The 14,278-nt window shown below is 59.8% G+C and carries 8 protein-coding genes; 3 read left to right on the forward strand and 5 right to left on the reverse strand.

Translation table 11 applies throughout. The annotated features are described in order from the left end of the window. Positions 1 to 197: 197 nt before the first annotated feature. Positions 198 to 4,046 (reverse strand): sensor domain-containing protein, encoded by a 3,849-nt coding sequence (locus J2W17_RS20335; RefSeq protein WP_307338268.1) that lies wholly within the window; start codon positions 4,044 to 4,046, stop codon positions 198 to 200. Between the two features lie 284 nt (positions 4,047 to 4,330). Here J2W17_RS20335 and ettA point away from each other — a divergent pair, with 284 nt between their 5' ends. Together ettA and gdhA are read left to right on the forward strand one after the other, a co-directional pair. Next, positions 4,331 to 5,995 (forward strand): energy-dependent translational throttle protein EttA, encoded by a 1,665-nt coding sequence (gene ettA / locus J2W17_RS20340; RefSeq protein WP_307338271.1) that lies wholly within the window; start codon positions 4,331 to 4,333, stop codon positions 5,993 to 5,995. A gap of 415 nt (positions 5,996 to 6,410) precedes the next feature. Further along, entirely contained in the window at positions 6,411 to 7,748 is a 1,338-nt protein-coding gene (gdhA, locus tag J2W17_RS20345) for an NADP-specific glutamate dehydrogenase (RefSeq protein ID WP_307338274.1), read from the forward strand. On the opposite strand, the gene J2W17_RS20350 is transcribed toward gdhA, so the two are convergent. The 4 genes from J2W17_RS20350 to J2W17_RS20365 all read right to left on the reverse strand — a co-directional run bounded on the left by J2W17_RS20350 (position 7,745) and on the right by J2W17_RS20365 (position 11,475). Next, the gene (locus J2W17_RS20350) at positions 7,745 to 8,239 is read right to left on the reverse strand and encodes a GreA/GreB family elongation factor (protein ID WP_307338277.1); all 495 of its coding nucleotides are present in this window, start codon (positions 8,237 to 8,239) and stop codon (positions 7,745 to 7,747) included. The genes gdhA and J2W17_RS20350 overlap by 4 nt on opposite strands. Positions 8,240 to 8,309: 70 nt before the next feature. Next, positions 8,310 to 8,666 (reverse strand): hypothetical protein, encoded by a 357-nt coding sequence (locus tag J2W17_RS20355; RefSeq protein ID WP_307338281.1) that lies wholly within the window; start codon positions 8,664 to 8,666, stop codon positions 8,310 to 8,312. 223 nt (positions 8,667 to 8,889) lie between these two features. Continuing rightward, the gene (locus J2W17_RS20360) at positions 8,890 to 10,743 is read right to left on the reverse strand and encodes an Lnb N-terminal periplasmic domain-containing protein (RefSeq protein WP_307338284.1); all 1,854 of its coding nucleotides are present in this window, start codon (positions 10,741 to 10,743) and stop codon (positions 8,890 to 8,892) included. A 243-nt stretch (positions 10,744 to 10,986) separates the two neighbouring features. Continuing rightward, entirely contained in the window at positions 10,987 to 11,475 is a 489-nt protein-coding gene (locus tag J2W17_RS20365) for a DUF3015 domain-containing protein (protein WP_307338287.1), read from the reverse strand. 274 nt (positions 11,476 to 11,749) lie between these two features. Here J2W17_RS20365 and J2W17_RS20370 point away from each other — a divergent pair, with 274 nt between their 5' ends. Further along, positions 11,750 to 14,188 (forward strand): Lon protease family protein, encoded by a 2,439-nt coding sequence (locus tag J2W17_RS20370; protein WP_307338291.1) that lies wholly within the window; start codon positions 11,750 to 11,752, stop codon positions 14,186 to 14,188. Positions 14,189 to 14,278 lie beyond the last annotated feature (90 nt).

Genomic DNA, 14,278 nt, shown 5'->3' on the forward strand with positions numbered 1-14,278 from the left:
TTTAGATGACATATGAAAGGACATCATGTCGCAGACAAGTGGGCTTCATGTCGGGATCAGCGGCGATCATGCCGGCCTCATCGCGAGCAAGCTCGCTCCCACAGTGATTCTTTGAGGTTCACAAATTGTGTGTACACCCGAAAACCCTGTGGGAGCGAGCTTGCTCGCGATGAGGCCATCAGCCCCACCGCAAGATTTCAGTCGAACACGAAAAGCGCATCATTTCTGAACTGCGCTTCAAATTGCCCTGCCGGCATCGGACGCCCGAACAGGTACCCCTGAACCTCATCGCACCCATGTTCACGCAGGAAGTCGAGCTGTTCATGGGTTTCCACCCCCTCGGCAATCACCGCCAGATTCAGGCTGTGGGCCATGGCGATGATCGCCCGGGCAATCTGCGCATCCTGCTCGCCCGACGGCAGGCCGTCGACGAAGGTGCGGTCGATCTTGAGCACGTCGATCGGGAATTGCTTGAGGTAGTTGAGCGATGAGTAACCGGTGCCGAAATCGTCGACTGCGATGCTCAGGCCGAGGTTTTTCAGCCCGGCGAGAATCTGCATCGCTTCGCTGACTTCGCGCATCAGGATACTTTCGGTCAGTTCCAGCTCCAGGCACGCCGGTGGCAGGCCGGTTTCCTTGAGGATGGTGGCGATCCGCGTGCCGAGCAGACCATCGGAGAATTGCCGGGCGGAAATGTTCACCGAAACTTTTGGCACCCCAACCTTGGCCTGATGCCAGGTCTTGAGCTGACGGCAGGCCTCTCGGATCACCCAGTCGCCGACATCCACCACCAGACCCAGCTCTTCGAGCACCGGAATGAAATCCCCCGGCGGTACCAGGCCGCGTCGCGGGTGACGCCAGCGCAGCAGTGCTTCGGCGCCGGTCAGGCGTTTGCCGTCGCCACTGAACTGCGGCTGGTAGTACAAGACGAATTCGTTTTGCTCCAGGGCGTGGCGCAAATCGCTTTCCAGTTCCAGGCGCTCCAGGGCGCTGGCGTTCATCTCCGCCTGGTAGAACTGGAAGTTGTTCTTGCCGCGTTCCTTGGCGTGATACATCGCGGTGTCGGCGTTTTTCATCAGCTGACTGAGCTCGTTGCCATCCTGCGGGCTCAAGGCGATGCCGATACTGGCCGTAACGAAGAACTCGCGGCCCTCGAGGACGAAGGGTTTCACCAGGCTGGCAAGAATCTGTTCCGCCACATGAATCGCCCGGTTCAGCGCGGTTTCGCGGTTGACGCGCGGCTGCAGCAGCAAGGTGAATTCATCACCGCCCATGCGTGCCACAGTGTCGTCATCGTCGACGCAACCGAGCAGACGCGTGGCCATTTCCTTGAGCATGCGATCGCCGGCGGCGTGGCCCAGGGAGTCGTTGATCGGCTTGAAACGGTCCAGGTCGAGGAACATCAGCACCACCCAGGACTTCTGTCGCTCCGCCGATTGCAGTGCCGTGTGCAGGCGATCCTGGAACAGTGTGCGGTTGGGCAGGTGGGTCAGGGCGTCGTAGTAGGCGAGGCGGTGAATCCGCTGCTCACTGGCCTTGCGCTCGCTGATGTCGCTGAAGAAGCACACATAGCTGGCCAGGTCGCCTTCGTCATCCAGCACGGCGGTAATCCCGACCCAGGCGGGGTAGTGTTCGCCATTGCGACGTTTGAGCCAGACTTCACCTTCCCAGGTGCTGTGCTGGTGCAATTGCTTGATCACGTAACGCAGATGGGCTTCCTGCTGTTCATCGACGGTCAGCATGTTCGGCAGCTGATCGAGCACCTGCTCCACGGCATACCCGCTGACGCGGCTGAACGCTTCATTGGCCTGGACGATATAACCGGCCGGGTCGGTGATCAGGATCGCCGAAGTCGAGTGCTCGAATACCGTTGCGGCCATGCGCAGGTCCTTTTCGGCCCGGCGTCGCTGGCTGATGTCGCGACCCACGCCCAGCACCCCTTCGAAGCCGCCGAGTTCATCCCAGACCAGCACCAGCCTCAGTTCGATCGGAATCTTGCGTCCGTCGGCCCGCAGGCAATCGAACAGGAACAACTGGGTCTGCACCTGATTGCGCAACAAGGCCAGTTGCTCAGGTTTGTCCAGCGCCTTGCTGAGCCGGTCCATCAGGCTGTGAATGCCGCTCAGCTGTTGCGGGTTGGCGATGGTCGATTGCCAGCCGTTCCGGAAAATCCAGTCGACGTCGTAACCCAACACAACGTGGACCGACGGGCTGACGTAGTTAAGGGCCATCTTGCTGTCGGTGGAGAAAATCACGTCGCTGATGCTTTCAGCGAGCATTCGATAGCGTTGCTCGCTGTCGCGCAGGGATTCGCTGGCTTCGATCTGCTCGGTGACGTCCTTGGCAACGCCAATGATTCGGGTGACCTGGCCTTGCGCATCCCGCGCCAGGACCTGTTCGCGAATCTCGAACCGTCGCCATTTGCCGTCCCGGTGGTGGAAACGCAATTGGCACTGCAGCAATTGTCTGTAACCGGCCTGTCGCTGGATCTGACGGGAGCGGTGATAGACATCGGCATCTTCGGGGTGCAGCAGGATTTCCCAGAAATACTCGCCCATCTGATGCAATTCGGTACGGTTGTAACCGAGTGTCTGCCCCAGGTGATGGTTGCTGAAGATCATTCGCTGGCTGAGCACGTCCTGGACGTACAGGTGGTCCGGCACGGTGCGCACCACGTCGGACCAGAAACCTTCGCGCTCCAGCAATGACAGCTCGACGAGCTTGCGGCGGGTAATGTCGGTGATGCTCAGGATCAGCGCGTTGCAGTCGTCCTGGTCTTCCGGCAGGCGCAGCACCAGCCAGAGATGTTGATCGCAGCCATTGGCGTCCTGAAGCTTGATTTCCAGTTCAAGCTGCTTGTCCTGACTGAGCACCGCCTCTAGTACTTGATCACCGATGGCATTAGCCTCTGACGGATCGCCGTCGATCAGCAGCTTCCAGGCGTGTTCGGTGGAATTTACGTTGAGCAGTTGCAGGGCGACCTGATTGACCTCGGTGATGCGCAATTCCCGCAGCAGTTGCTGACGTTGCTCCGGGATCTCCAGCCAGGCCTGCAATTGTTCGGTGCTGTTTACCCGGGCTTTGTCGAAGAAGCTCTTGAGCCCGGACACATCGAGTACGCACAGGGCGACACCGGTGCCTTCGAAAATATCCTGATAGCGTCGGCGGCCTTCATGCAACTGACGCTGGCGGCGACGCGAGTTCATCAGTGCGATGAACGGCAGCAGAGAGAGGGCCAGACCCAAGAGGCATTTGCCGACGAATGCTGGCAGCAGTTGTTCAATCGCTCGTTGTCGATCGAACAGCCCGCGCAGTTGCCAATCGCTGCTGCTGAGGGGAATGGTCAATACGCTGTTGGCCATCTCGTCCTGGGTCAGCGCGCCGGGCTTGGCCATGGGCAGCGTCTGATCGCGGCTGATGACTTGGTGATTGACGCGGTTTTCCACCAGCCAGAGAGGGCGGTTGCCGGTTTCGTTCTGTTTGGTCAGTGCCGTGAAAAATGTTGGCGCCAGGCGCAAGGCCCAGTAGCCACGTGAGCTGCCGGTGGCTTGATGCAACAACAGATGCACCACTGAGCCATCATCGGCATTACTGAAAAAGTGCGCCTGGGCGCGGCTGCGACGGACCAGATCGTTCAGGTAATTGGCGTCCTGACTGTCGACGGCACTGTCGCTGAGGATTTTCCCTGAGGGGCTGAGCAGAACCAGACTTCGCAGGTCGGGCATGGACTGTTGCAGTTTGCGCAGCAGGGCCTGCAGCTCGTCGGCGCTATGCGGCTGTTCGACGATCGGTAGCAGGTTGAGGGCGATCTGCGCATTGAGCCCCATGTTCAAGCTGACTTGCGCAGCCAGGTCGGCGGTATGGTCAATCGTATACTGACGCTGGTTTTTCTGGGTTTCGCGAAGCTGATCCAGCAATTGCCAGAACAGCAGAGCGAGCAGCAAAAGAACCAGTGTCGCCAATGCGCCCTTCAAGGTTCCGCGCAGGGGCGATGCGGTCGCAGGATCGAGTGTGCTCACGGACGCTGGCGGGCTGGCATTAGGCAAACTGTAATCCTGCGGTTTGGCTGGACTGACGCGACGTGCACTATAAGCCGGACGCCCGAAGGGCGGCTAGCATGCCTTGAGTTGTGGCAAAGTGCCAGTCCCGCCCGGCTGGACTGCCTCCCGTCATTCAGGTAGCTTTGCCGGTTACGCGGGAGCGTTCCAGCTCCTAGAATCAGACTTTTCCAGCGCGCACGCATTGGTCCCGATCAAGCGGCATCGCGCACAGTCTGGCCGGGCATCGCCTGCCCTCCAATCATTCATCAGTCACTGACCCAAGGTTCTCCATGGCTCAATACGTATTCACCATGCATCGGCTGGGTAAAGTTGTTCCGCCGAAGCGGGAAATCCTGAAAAACATTTCTCTGTCGTTCTTCCCGGGCGCCAAGATCGGCGTACTCGGCCTCAACGGTTCGGGTAAGTCCACGCTGCTGAAGATCATGGCTGGCGTCGACACCGAATTCGAAGGCGAAGCCCGTCCGATGCCGGAGCTGAACATCGGCTACCTGCCCCAGGAACCGATCCTGGATCCGACCAAGACCGTGCGTGAAGTGGTCGAGGAAGCAGTCAGCGTGATCAAGAACGCCCAGGCGCGCCTGGACGAGGTCTACGCCGCTTACGCCGATGAAGACGCCGACTTCGACAAGCTGGCGGCAGAGCAGGCCAAGCTCGAAGCCATCCTGCAAGCCAGCGACGGTCACAACCTGGATCGCCAACTGGAAGTCGCCGCCGATGCGCTGCGTCTGCCAGCCTGGGATGCCAAGGTCGAATTCCTGTCGGGTGGTGAAAAGCGTCGTGTGGCCCTTTGCCGCCTGCTGCTGTCCGCACCCGACATGCTGCTGCTCGACGAACCAACCAACCACCTGGATGCCGACTCCGTCGCCTGGCTGGAGCACTTCCTGCACGATTTCCCGGGCACCGTGGTTGCGATCACGCACGACCGGTACTTCCTGGACAACGTTGCCGGCTGGATCCTCGAGCTCGACCGTGGCGCCGGTATCCCTTACGAGGGCAACTATTCGGGTTGGCTCGAAGCCAAGTCCGATCGTCTGGCTGCCGAATCCAAGCAGCAGTCAGCCCACGAAAAAGCCATGAAGGAAGAGCTGGAGTGGGTGCGCAAAGGCGCCAAGGCCCGCCAGTCCAAATCCAAGGCTCGTCTGCAACGCTTCGAAGAAATGCAATCGCAGGAATTCCAGAAGCGCAGCGAAACCAACGAGATCTACATCCCGGCCGGTCCACGCCTGGGCGACAAGGTCATCGAATTCAAGAACGTTTCCAAGGGCTACGGCGATCGCGTATTGATCGACAACCTGTCGTTCTCCATGCCTAAAGGTGCCATCGTTGGCGTGATCGGCGGTAACGGCGCGGGTAAATCGACCCTGTTCCGCATGCTGATGGGCAAGGAAACACCGGATTCGGGCACCATTGAAGTCGGCGAAACCGTGCAGCTTGCCTGTGTGGATCAGAGCCGCGACGACCTGGATGGCAGTAAAACTGTGTTCCAGCAAATCTCCGACGGTTCCGATCAGATCCGCATCGGCAACTACGAGATCCCGTCGCGCACCTACGTCGGTCGCTTCAACTTCAAGGGTGGCGATCAGCAGAAGTTCGTCAAGGACCTGTCCGGTGGTGAGCGCGGTCGCTTGCACCTGGCCCTGACCCTGAAAGAGGGCGGCAACGTCCTGCTGCTCGACGAACCGTCCAACGACCTCGACGTTGAAACCCTGCGTTCCCTGGAAGAAGCCCTGCTGGACTTCCCGGGCGCCGCCATTGTGATCTCTCACGATCGGTGGTTCCTTGACCGTGTCGCGACCCACATCCTGGCGTACGAAGACGACTCGCAAGCGGTGTTCTTCGAAGGCAACTACACCGAGTACGAAGCCGATCGCCGCAAGCGCCTTGGCGAAGCGGCTACCCAGCCACATCGCGTACGGCACAAGAAACTGGCCTGATTCGGGTTGGTTGCAAGAAAAACGGAGCCTTCGGGCTCCGTTTTTTTTGTATTTTTTCAGGTGCCCCGAGGTGAATTCATCGCAGGCAAGCCAGCTCCCACAGGGATCTGCAGTGAATGCAGGATTGCCGAACACTACAGATCCCTGTGGGAGCTGCAGTGAATGCCGGATTGCCGAACTCTGCATATCCCTGTGGGAGCGGTCTCGCCCGCGTAAGCGATCTCCATAGCAGTGCAAACCTCAACTCGACACTCCCTATTTGGGTGCGGATAAAGCGCTAAATCAGCAATAATTTATATCCTGCGCACCATTTAATTTCACAAATGCGACATCTTGCTCTGTTCCTGTGCGCGATTCGTTTGTTACAGTCCGGCCCAATCTCTCCCAACGACAACAAATTTGCCGAGACTTCACCATGATCGAATCCGTCGAATCCTTCCTGGCCCGCCTGAAAAAGCGCGACCCTGACCAGCCCGAATTCCATCAGGCCGTGGAAGAAGTCCTGCGCAGCCTCTGGCCGTTTCTTGAAGCCAATCCGCACTATCTGACCTCCGGCATCCTGGAGCGCATGTGCGAGCCGGAGCGGGCGATTGTGTTCCGGGTATCCTGGGTCGATGATCAGGGCAAGGTCCAGGTCAATCGCGGTTTTCGTATCCAGATGAACAGCGCCATCGGCCCTTACAAGGGCGGCTTGCGCTTCCATCCTTCAGTGAACCTCGGCGTATTGAAGTTCCTCGCATTCGAACAAACCTTCAAAAACTCGCTGACTTCGTTGCCCATGGGTGGCGGCAAGGGCGGTTCGGACTTCGACCCCAAAGGCAAAAGCGACGCTGAAGTCATGCGTTTCTGCCAGGCCTTCATGAGCGAGTTGTACCGTCACATCGGTGCGGACGTTGACGTTCCCGCCGGTGATATCGGCGTCGGTGCCCGGGAGATCGGTTTCCTCTTCGGCCAGTACAAGCGCCTGAGCAACCAGTTCACCAGCGTGTTGACCGGCAAGGGCCCGAGCTACGGCGGCAGCCTGATCCGCCCGGAAGCCACCGGGTTCGGCTGTGTGTACTTTGCTGAAGAAATGCTCAAGCGCAGCGGTGAAACCGTCGAAGGCAAACGCGTCGCCATCTCGGGTTCCGGCAACGTTGCCCAATACGCAGCGCGCAAGGTCATGGATCTGGGCGGCAAGGTGATCTCCCTGTCGGACTCCGAAGGCACCTTGTACTGCGAGGCTGGCTTGACCGAGGAACAATGGCTGGCGTTGCTGGAGTTGAAGAACGTCAAGCGTGGACGGATCAGCGAATTGGCCACGGGTTTTGGCCTGGAGTTCCGTGCCGGCCAGTGCCCGTGGGAGCTGGCCTGCGATATCGCGCTGCCGTGCGCCACCCAGAACGAGCTCGACCTCGAGGCGGCCCGCGCGCTGTTGCGCAACGGTTGTGGCTGTGTGGCAGAAGGCGCGAACATGCCGACCACCCTGGAAGCGGTGGATCTGTTCATCGAGGCGGGTATCTTGTTTGCGCCGGGCAAGGCCTCCAACGCCGGCGGCGTCGCGGTGAGCGGGCTGGAGATGTCACAGAACGCCATGCGCCTGCTGTGGACCGGTGGTGAGGTGGACAGCAAGCTCCACGCCATCATGCAATCGATCCACCACGCGTGCGTGCATTACGGCGAAGAAAACGGCCGGATCAACTACGTCAAGGGCGCGAATATCGCCGGCTTCGTCAAAGTCGCCGACGCCATGCTCGCCCAGGGCGTGGTTTAAGCCGGTTCGATGCGGGTGATCTCGATCAACTGATCGCCCGCCGGACGCAGCCACAGCACCTCGTCACCGAGTTGCGCACCGAGCAACGCCCGGCCAAGAGGCGAACCCCAGTTGATCAGGCCTGCCGCGGCGTCGGCCTGATCCTCACCCACCAGTTGCACCGTCTGTTGACTATCGTTTTCATCGGCGAACGTCACTCGGCTGCCGATCTGCACTTTTTCTGTCGAGCTGGCGGCGGCCACCACCTGGGCGCTTTGCAGCCGCTGCTTGAAATACCTCAAATCCCGCTCAAGGTCGGCCAGGCGCTGCTTGTCTGCCTGCTCGCCTTTGGCCGATTGCTCGCTGTGCAGCTGTTGCAGTTCAGCAACTTTCCTCTGCAACTGAACAAGACCCGCGGGCGTGACGTAATTGGGCTGATCGCTGACCTGCCGTTCGACCGGCTGGTCAGCTTGCGCTGCGGCGTTATCTTCATTGACGAAGGCACGACTCATGGTTTTCTCCCGTTATAGGGTTTGGGCCATGGTCACCGGTATTTAGTTTCGACGGATGTCTGTCAGCGACTCATTGCGAGCGATAGGCACGGGCGGCGTCCTGGTCTTTCTGCTGTTGCCAGGCTTTTTCCCGTTCGTCCCAGTGATGGCTGCGATAATCCTCCCGGTCCTCGCTTTCGCGCATGGCCTGGCACTGGCGGAAGCCATCGCTCCAGCCTTCGGCGTAGTGCTTGTCCTTGAGGTAGCGCGGGACGTTCTTGCGGAACTCACCAGTGATTGCCCCTGCCGCTTGCCGGCCACTGCTGCAGCCGTCATCGAAACCATCGGCGAATGCCGGTGGATACCCCTTGGCGATCAGGTCCTCGTGGGTCGTCTGGCAACCCGCGATCAACATCAACAAACCCGCTACACCCACGCAACGCCACATCTCGCACTCCCGGGCCGTTCAACGGCCGATGAGCAAAGTCTAGGAGTGGACTCGTGAGGCGATCGTGGAAGGACTGTGAAAAATCCATTGAACGCCATAAAACCCTGTAGGAGCGAGCTTGCTCGCGAAGGACGTGAGCGCACCACGTTCATCCAGGCAGCCCGCGTCATCGTTAACGTCCATCGCGAGCAAGCTCGCTCCTACAGGGGGATGGTGTGTCAGGTCAGTAGTGATACCACTTCAGCTCGAGCATCACTTCGTTCTCGGGTGAGGCCAGGTGGCTGAATTCGCGTTGGGCACTCAGGCGCACACCCAGGTTGCGCGACAATTCCCACTGTTGATTCAGACTGACGCTACGACGCACTTCACCATTGGTAAAGAAATCTCCCTTGGCTTCCAGGCTGAAGTTGCCCAGCGGGTTGTTCCACAGCAAACCGCTGTTGAAGCCTGCCGCCGGAGCAATGAAGCCGGCAAAGTCATTGTTGTGTTCAACGCGCACGGTGCCCAAGGCAAAGCCGAGCATGTCGTCGCCCAGTTGCCAGGTACCGCCGCCACCGCCATTGACGTGGCTGACCAGCGTTTCATCGTCATGCTTGCCCGGCACGCGCTCAAGACCGCCGGTGACTTGCCACGAGAGTGGTTGCAGCAACGCATTACGCGGGGTCAGGGAGCGGATGGTCGCCAGGTCCAATTGCTGCAATTGCCAGTGATTGCCTTCGTACTGACGCAGTTTCATCTGCAGGATTTCAATCTGTGCGCCAAGGGGAAAGCTCTCGGCGTTGTCGTTGAGGTCGTGATACGCCATGCGCAGGCCATATTCGCCAAAGGCCTTGTCGCCCCGAGTGCCGATGCCGGCCTGCCAGGTGCGGGATTCATGGCCGTCCTCGGGCAGGCCGGGGCGCGGGATGTCCAGTGCCGGTGCCGGGTTCTGGTTGATCGCCCGCAGCAATTCGAAACTGCGCTGTGCCCGATGCGGGTCGCGTTCCTGGCCGTTGGCGCGGTAGCGCTCCAACCGGTACGCGGCATCGATGATCAACGCCTGCCGGTCGCGGGCTTGCGCCTTGAACGCCGGGGTTTGCAATTGCTTCTGGTCGGCGCTGACTTTCAATACCCACTGCTGCTCCTCATCGGTCAACGGTTCGGCGCGGCTGAGTAATTCACGCTCCCGGGACGGACGATACTCAATGGATTCGACCAGCCCGGCTTCTTTCACGGCCTTGACGGTGTCGGTGGGAATCGCGGTCAGTGGGAATTGTCCGGTCAGCCGCAGGCTCGGGCGGGCCACTTGCAACAGCTCCAGCAAGCGATAGGAGCAGTTTTCGTCGAAGAAGAAATAATCGAACTGGATCTGTTTCAGTTCCCAGACGTGCTCGACCATGCGCTCGGTTTCTGCCTGGGTCAGGTTCAGACGGTATTCCCACAGATCACGGTTCTCGAGACTGCGGTATTCCGAGAGTTTTTCCTGATAAGGCACCAGCGCAAACAGGCCCGGATAGCCGCCCATCAAGCCCTTCCAGGCATACAGGATGCTGTTGTCCGAGCCTTCGATGTAGGCACCGAAGTTGATCGCATAGCTAAGCAGGGCGGTTTTATCGCGCTGCACGTCAGCCTGATCGATGCGCAACAAGGTATGGCCGAACATCGATGAAGGGCTGTTCAGATAGGCCGCAGGGAAAATCATCACCGCGCTGTGGGGCGAGACATCCTTGAACCATTGCTTGAATTCGCTGCAGTCCGGCGCCGGCAGATCGTTCAGCTCGAGTTGCGCTTTCAGCCAGCGGGTGCGGGCAGGATAGACGCATTGTGCATGCTGTTCGCCAGCACTCGCGGGGGCGTAGAGCGCCTGGACGGTCGCGGTCAACTCACGATCGGGGTGTTCGTTGCCGTCGGGTGCGAGGAAAAATTTCCTGTCGCTGACATAGCTGCGCCAGCCGCCGAGCTTGGCGGTTTCGTAATGGCCCAGGGAGATCCAGAAAGGGTCGTTGGCCAGTTGCTGCAAACGTTGATTGTCGATGTGTGGCGCGGCGGACAGCGGGGCACAGACACAGAGCGCCAGCCAGGCAAGGCGTTTGAGCATAGTGAGCAACTTAAGTCGAAAAAATACAAAGACCCGATGCGGTTGACCGTTCCACTGCAGGAGCTGGCTTGGCGAATCGTCGCACCGCAGCGATGGTCGTTAACGATAACGCGCACGATCTGGTTCAACGCGGCGCTCTTGAGACCATCGCTGGCAAGCCAGCTCCTACCGTTGATTGACATACCAGAGGGGGCAGGTCCAAAAAATAAAGCCCGCCCCTGAAAAGGTGCGGGCGGGTCGAGCTTAAGCTTGAGTGGCGTACTTGACCAGTCGCGGATCGCTTTTCAGGACTGCCAGGGTGTTGGTATGCACGTCTTCTGCGGTAACGTCCGCCTTGCTGAAGATCTGCTGGAAGTGCTCGTGAGTCACGGCGGCGAAGTGCGCACGGTCTTCCGGCGCCACGCCCAGTACCACGGCATAGGTCGTCAGCGCTTCGCCCTGACCTTTAGCCATGTCTTCGGACAGCTCGTTCATCATGCCATTCATGGCCAACCAGGATTTGCCGCCATAGGTCAGCGACGCATTTGTCGAGCAACCGTTGGTACCGGAGGTCATACCGAAGGTTGCGTTGCCGGAGGTGCCGTTGGTGGTGGATGCCAGGAAGTGAGCCGGGGTGCCACGCTGACCTTCGAACAGCATGTTGCCCCAACCGCAATCCGGGCCGCCTGGCGCCTGAGCCATGGCGTTGATGGATACAGCGGTGAAGAGAGTACCGAGAAGAATCCGTTTCATAGCTATGTTCTCTTTATGTGCATACCAATGGACAGGGTCTGGCCCGATCTGGCGCCAGTGGGCCGGTTATTGTTCCAGCCGCGCAGTTTGGAGTTTAGGCAGGTTCCAGGGGTTCCGTGATTTTTTGCAATATATTCGTTAAAAACCTTGATTTAGACCCGGCCCGCCTGGAGATGCCACTTTGACTATGCTTTGGCTTGAGGCGCGCCTTGCAAGTGATGCATGGGCAGCGCCAGAATGCCGCTATCTGCCCCGCCTGATGTAAGGAAGCCCGATGCCTGATCCTGTTGCTGCCAGCTTGCGTCTAGCGCCCGAAGCGCTGACCCGTCCGTTTTCCGCTGAACAGTTCAGCTTCTCTACCACCAATGATCTGGAGCCCTTTCGCGGTGTGCTTGGCCAGGAACGTGCGGTCGAAGCCTTGCAGTTCGGTGTGGCCATGCCACGCCCCGGTTACAACGTATTCGTCATGGGGGAGCCCGGCACTGGCCGGTTTTCGTTCGTCAAACGCTACCTGAAGGCTGAAGGCAAACGCCTGCAGACCCCGGCGGACTGGGTCTACGTCAACAATTTCGAAGATCCTCGCGAGCCGCGTGCCTTGGAGTTTCCCGCAGGCACCGCCGGTGCCTTCATCGATGATATCAACGGGCTGATCGACAACCTGCTGGCGACTTTTCCGGCCGTGTTCGAGCATCCGTCCTACCAGCAGAAGAAAAGCGCCATCGATCGCGCGTTCAATCAACGTTATGACCGCGCGCTGGATGTGATCGAGCGCCTGGCGCTCGAGAAAGACGTCGCGCTGTATCGCGACAGCAGCAACATCGCGTTCACCCCGATGTTTGAAGGCAAGGCGGTGGACGAAGCGGAATTCGCCCAGTTGCCGGAAGCCGATCGCGAGCGCTTCCACGACGACATTTCGTGGCTCGAAGAGCGGCTGAACGAAGAACTCGCCAGCCTGGCGCAGTGGAAGCGCGAGTCGAGCAATGAACTGCGCCAGCTCAACGAAGAAACCATCACCCTGGCCTTGCAGCCACTGCTTGCGCCGCTGTCGGAAAAGTACGCGGAAAACGCCGGAGTCTGCGGCTACCTGCAAGCGATGCAGGTGTACCTGCTCAAGACGGTGGTCGAGCAACTGGTGGATGACAGCAAGTCAGACGCGGTCGCGCGCAAGTTGCTGGAGGAGCAGTACGCGCCGAGCCTGGTGGTCGGTCATCCGGCCAGCGGCGGTGCGCCAGTGGTTTTCGAGCCGCACCCGACTTACGAAAACCTGTTCGGCCGGATCGAGTACACCACCGATCAGGGCGCGTTATACACGACCTACCGGCAGCTGCGACCGGGTGCCTTTCACCGGGCCAACGGCGGCTTCCTGATCCTGGAAGCGGAAAAAATGCTCAGTGAGCCGTTCGTGTGGGATGCGCTCAAACGCGCCCTGCAATCGCGCAAACTGAAAATGGAATCGCCGCTGGGCGAGATGGGTCGTTTCGCCACCGTGACCCTGACACCGCAACACATTCCGTTGCAGGTCAAAGTCATCATCATCGGCGCCCGGCAGCTGTACTACACGCTGCAAGACCTCGATCCGGACTTCCAGGAAATGTTCCGCGTCCTGGTGGATTTCGACGAAGACATCCCGATGGTCGACGAAAGCCTGGAGCAGTTCGCCCAGTTGCTCAAGACCCGTACCTCCGAAGAAGGCATGGCACCGCTGACCGCCGATGCAGTGGCGCGCCTGGCGACATACAGCGCGCGCCTGGCCGAACATCAGGGGCGTTTGTCGGCGCGGATCGGTGATTTGTTCCAGCTGGTCAGCGAGGCGGATTTCATTCGCCACCTGGCGGCCGACGAAATGACCGACGCCGGGCACATCGAACGTGCACTCAAAGCCAAGGCCACCCGCACCGGGCGAGTTTCTGCGCGTATTCTCGATGACATGCTGGCCGGGATCATCCTCATCGACACGGACGGTGCCGCCGTCGGCAAGTGCAACGGGCTGACGGTTCTGGAAGTGGGCGACTCGGCCTTCGGTGTGCCGGCGCGGATTTCCGCCACGGTCTACCCGGGTGGCAGCGGCATCGTCGACATCGAGCGCGAGGTCAACCTCGGCCAGCCGATTCACTCCAAGGGGGTGATGATCCTCACCGGGTATCTGGGCAGCCGTTATGCCCAGGAATTCCCCCTGGCGATTTCCGCCAGTATCGCCCTGGAGCAATCCTACGGTTACGTCGATGGTGACAGTGCCTCGTTGGGCGAAGCCTGCACCCTGATCTCGGCCTTGTCGAAAACCCCGCTCAAGCAGTGCTTTGCAATCACCGGCTCGATCAACCAGTTTGGTGAAGTGCAGGCGGTGGGCGGGGTCAACGAGAAGATCGAAGGCTTCTTCCGGCTCTGCGAAGCCCGCGGGCTGACCGGCGAGCAAGGCGCGATCATTCCGCAGGCCAACGTTGCCACGCTGATGCTCGACGAGAAAGTGCTGTCCGCGGTGCGTGCGGGGCAGTTTCATGTCTATGCGGTACGCCAGGCGGACGAGGCGCTGAGCCTGTTGGTCGGTGAACCGGCGGGCGCACCGGATGAGCATGGCGAATTCCCTGAAGGCAGCGTTAACGCACGGGTGGTGGAGCGTTTGCGCGTGATCGCGGAAATGATCAGTGAGGAAGATCTGAAGGAAGCCGAGAAGGAGGCTGCGCAGGAAGCATTGGTCGAGGCCAAACCGGCCTGACATACGCCTGATCTGAGATCACGCCGATCCTGTGGGAGCGAGCTTGCTCGCGATGAGGGACTTACTTCAACATCTCTGTTGGCTGGAAGT

Origin of the sequence: Pseudomonas lini, from assembly GCF_030812475.1 — a bacterium.
Lineage (GTDB): Bacteria > Pseudomonadota > Gammaproteobacteria > Pseudomonadales > Pseudomonadaceae > Aquipseudomonas > Aquipseudomonas lini_A.

What these genes read in the sequence shown, in the direction of transcription:
- J2W17_RS20360 (WP_307338284.1), bottom strand. Translation starts at nt 10,743, where the DNA reads ATGCTCAAACGCCTTGCCTGGCTGGCGCTCTGTGTCTGTGCCCCGCTG.
- gdhA (WP_307338274.1), top strand. Translation starts at nt 6,411, where the DNA reads ATGATCGAATCCGTCGAATCCTTCCTGGCCCGCCTGAAAAAGCGCGAC.
- J2W17_RS20355 (WP_307338281.1), bottom strand. Translation starts at nt 8,666, where the DNA reads ATGTGGCGTTGCGTGGGTGTAGCGGGTTTGTTGATGTTGATCGCGGGT.
- ettA (WP_307338271.1), top strand. Translation starts at nt 4,331, where the DNA reads ATGGCTCAATACGTATTCACCATGCATCGGCTGGGTAAAGTTGTTCCG.
- J2W17_RS20350 (WP_307338277.1), bottom strand. Translation starts at nt 8,239, where the DNA reads ATGAGTCGTGCCTTCGTCAATGAAGATAACGCCGCAGCGCAAGCTGAC.
- J2W17_RS20365 (WP_307338287.1), bottom strand. Translation starts at nt 11,475, where the DNA reads ATGAAACGGATTCTTCTCGGTACTCTCTTCACCGCTGTATCCATCAAC.
- J2W17_RS20370 (WP_307338291.1), top strand. Translation starts at nt 11,750, where the DNA reads ATGCCTGATCCTGTTGCTGCCAGCTTGCGTCTAGCGCCCGAAGCGCTG.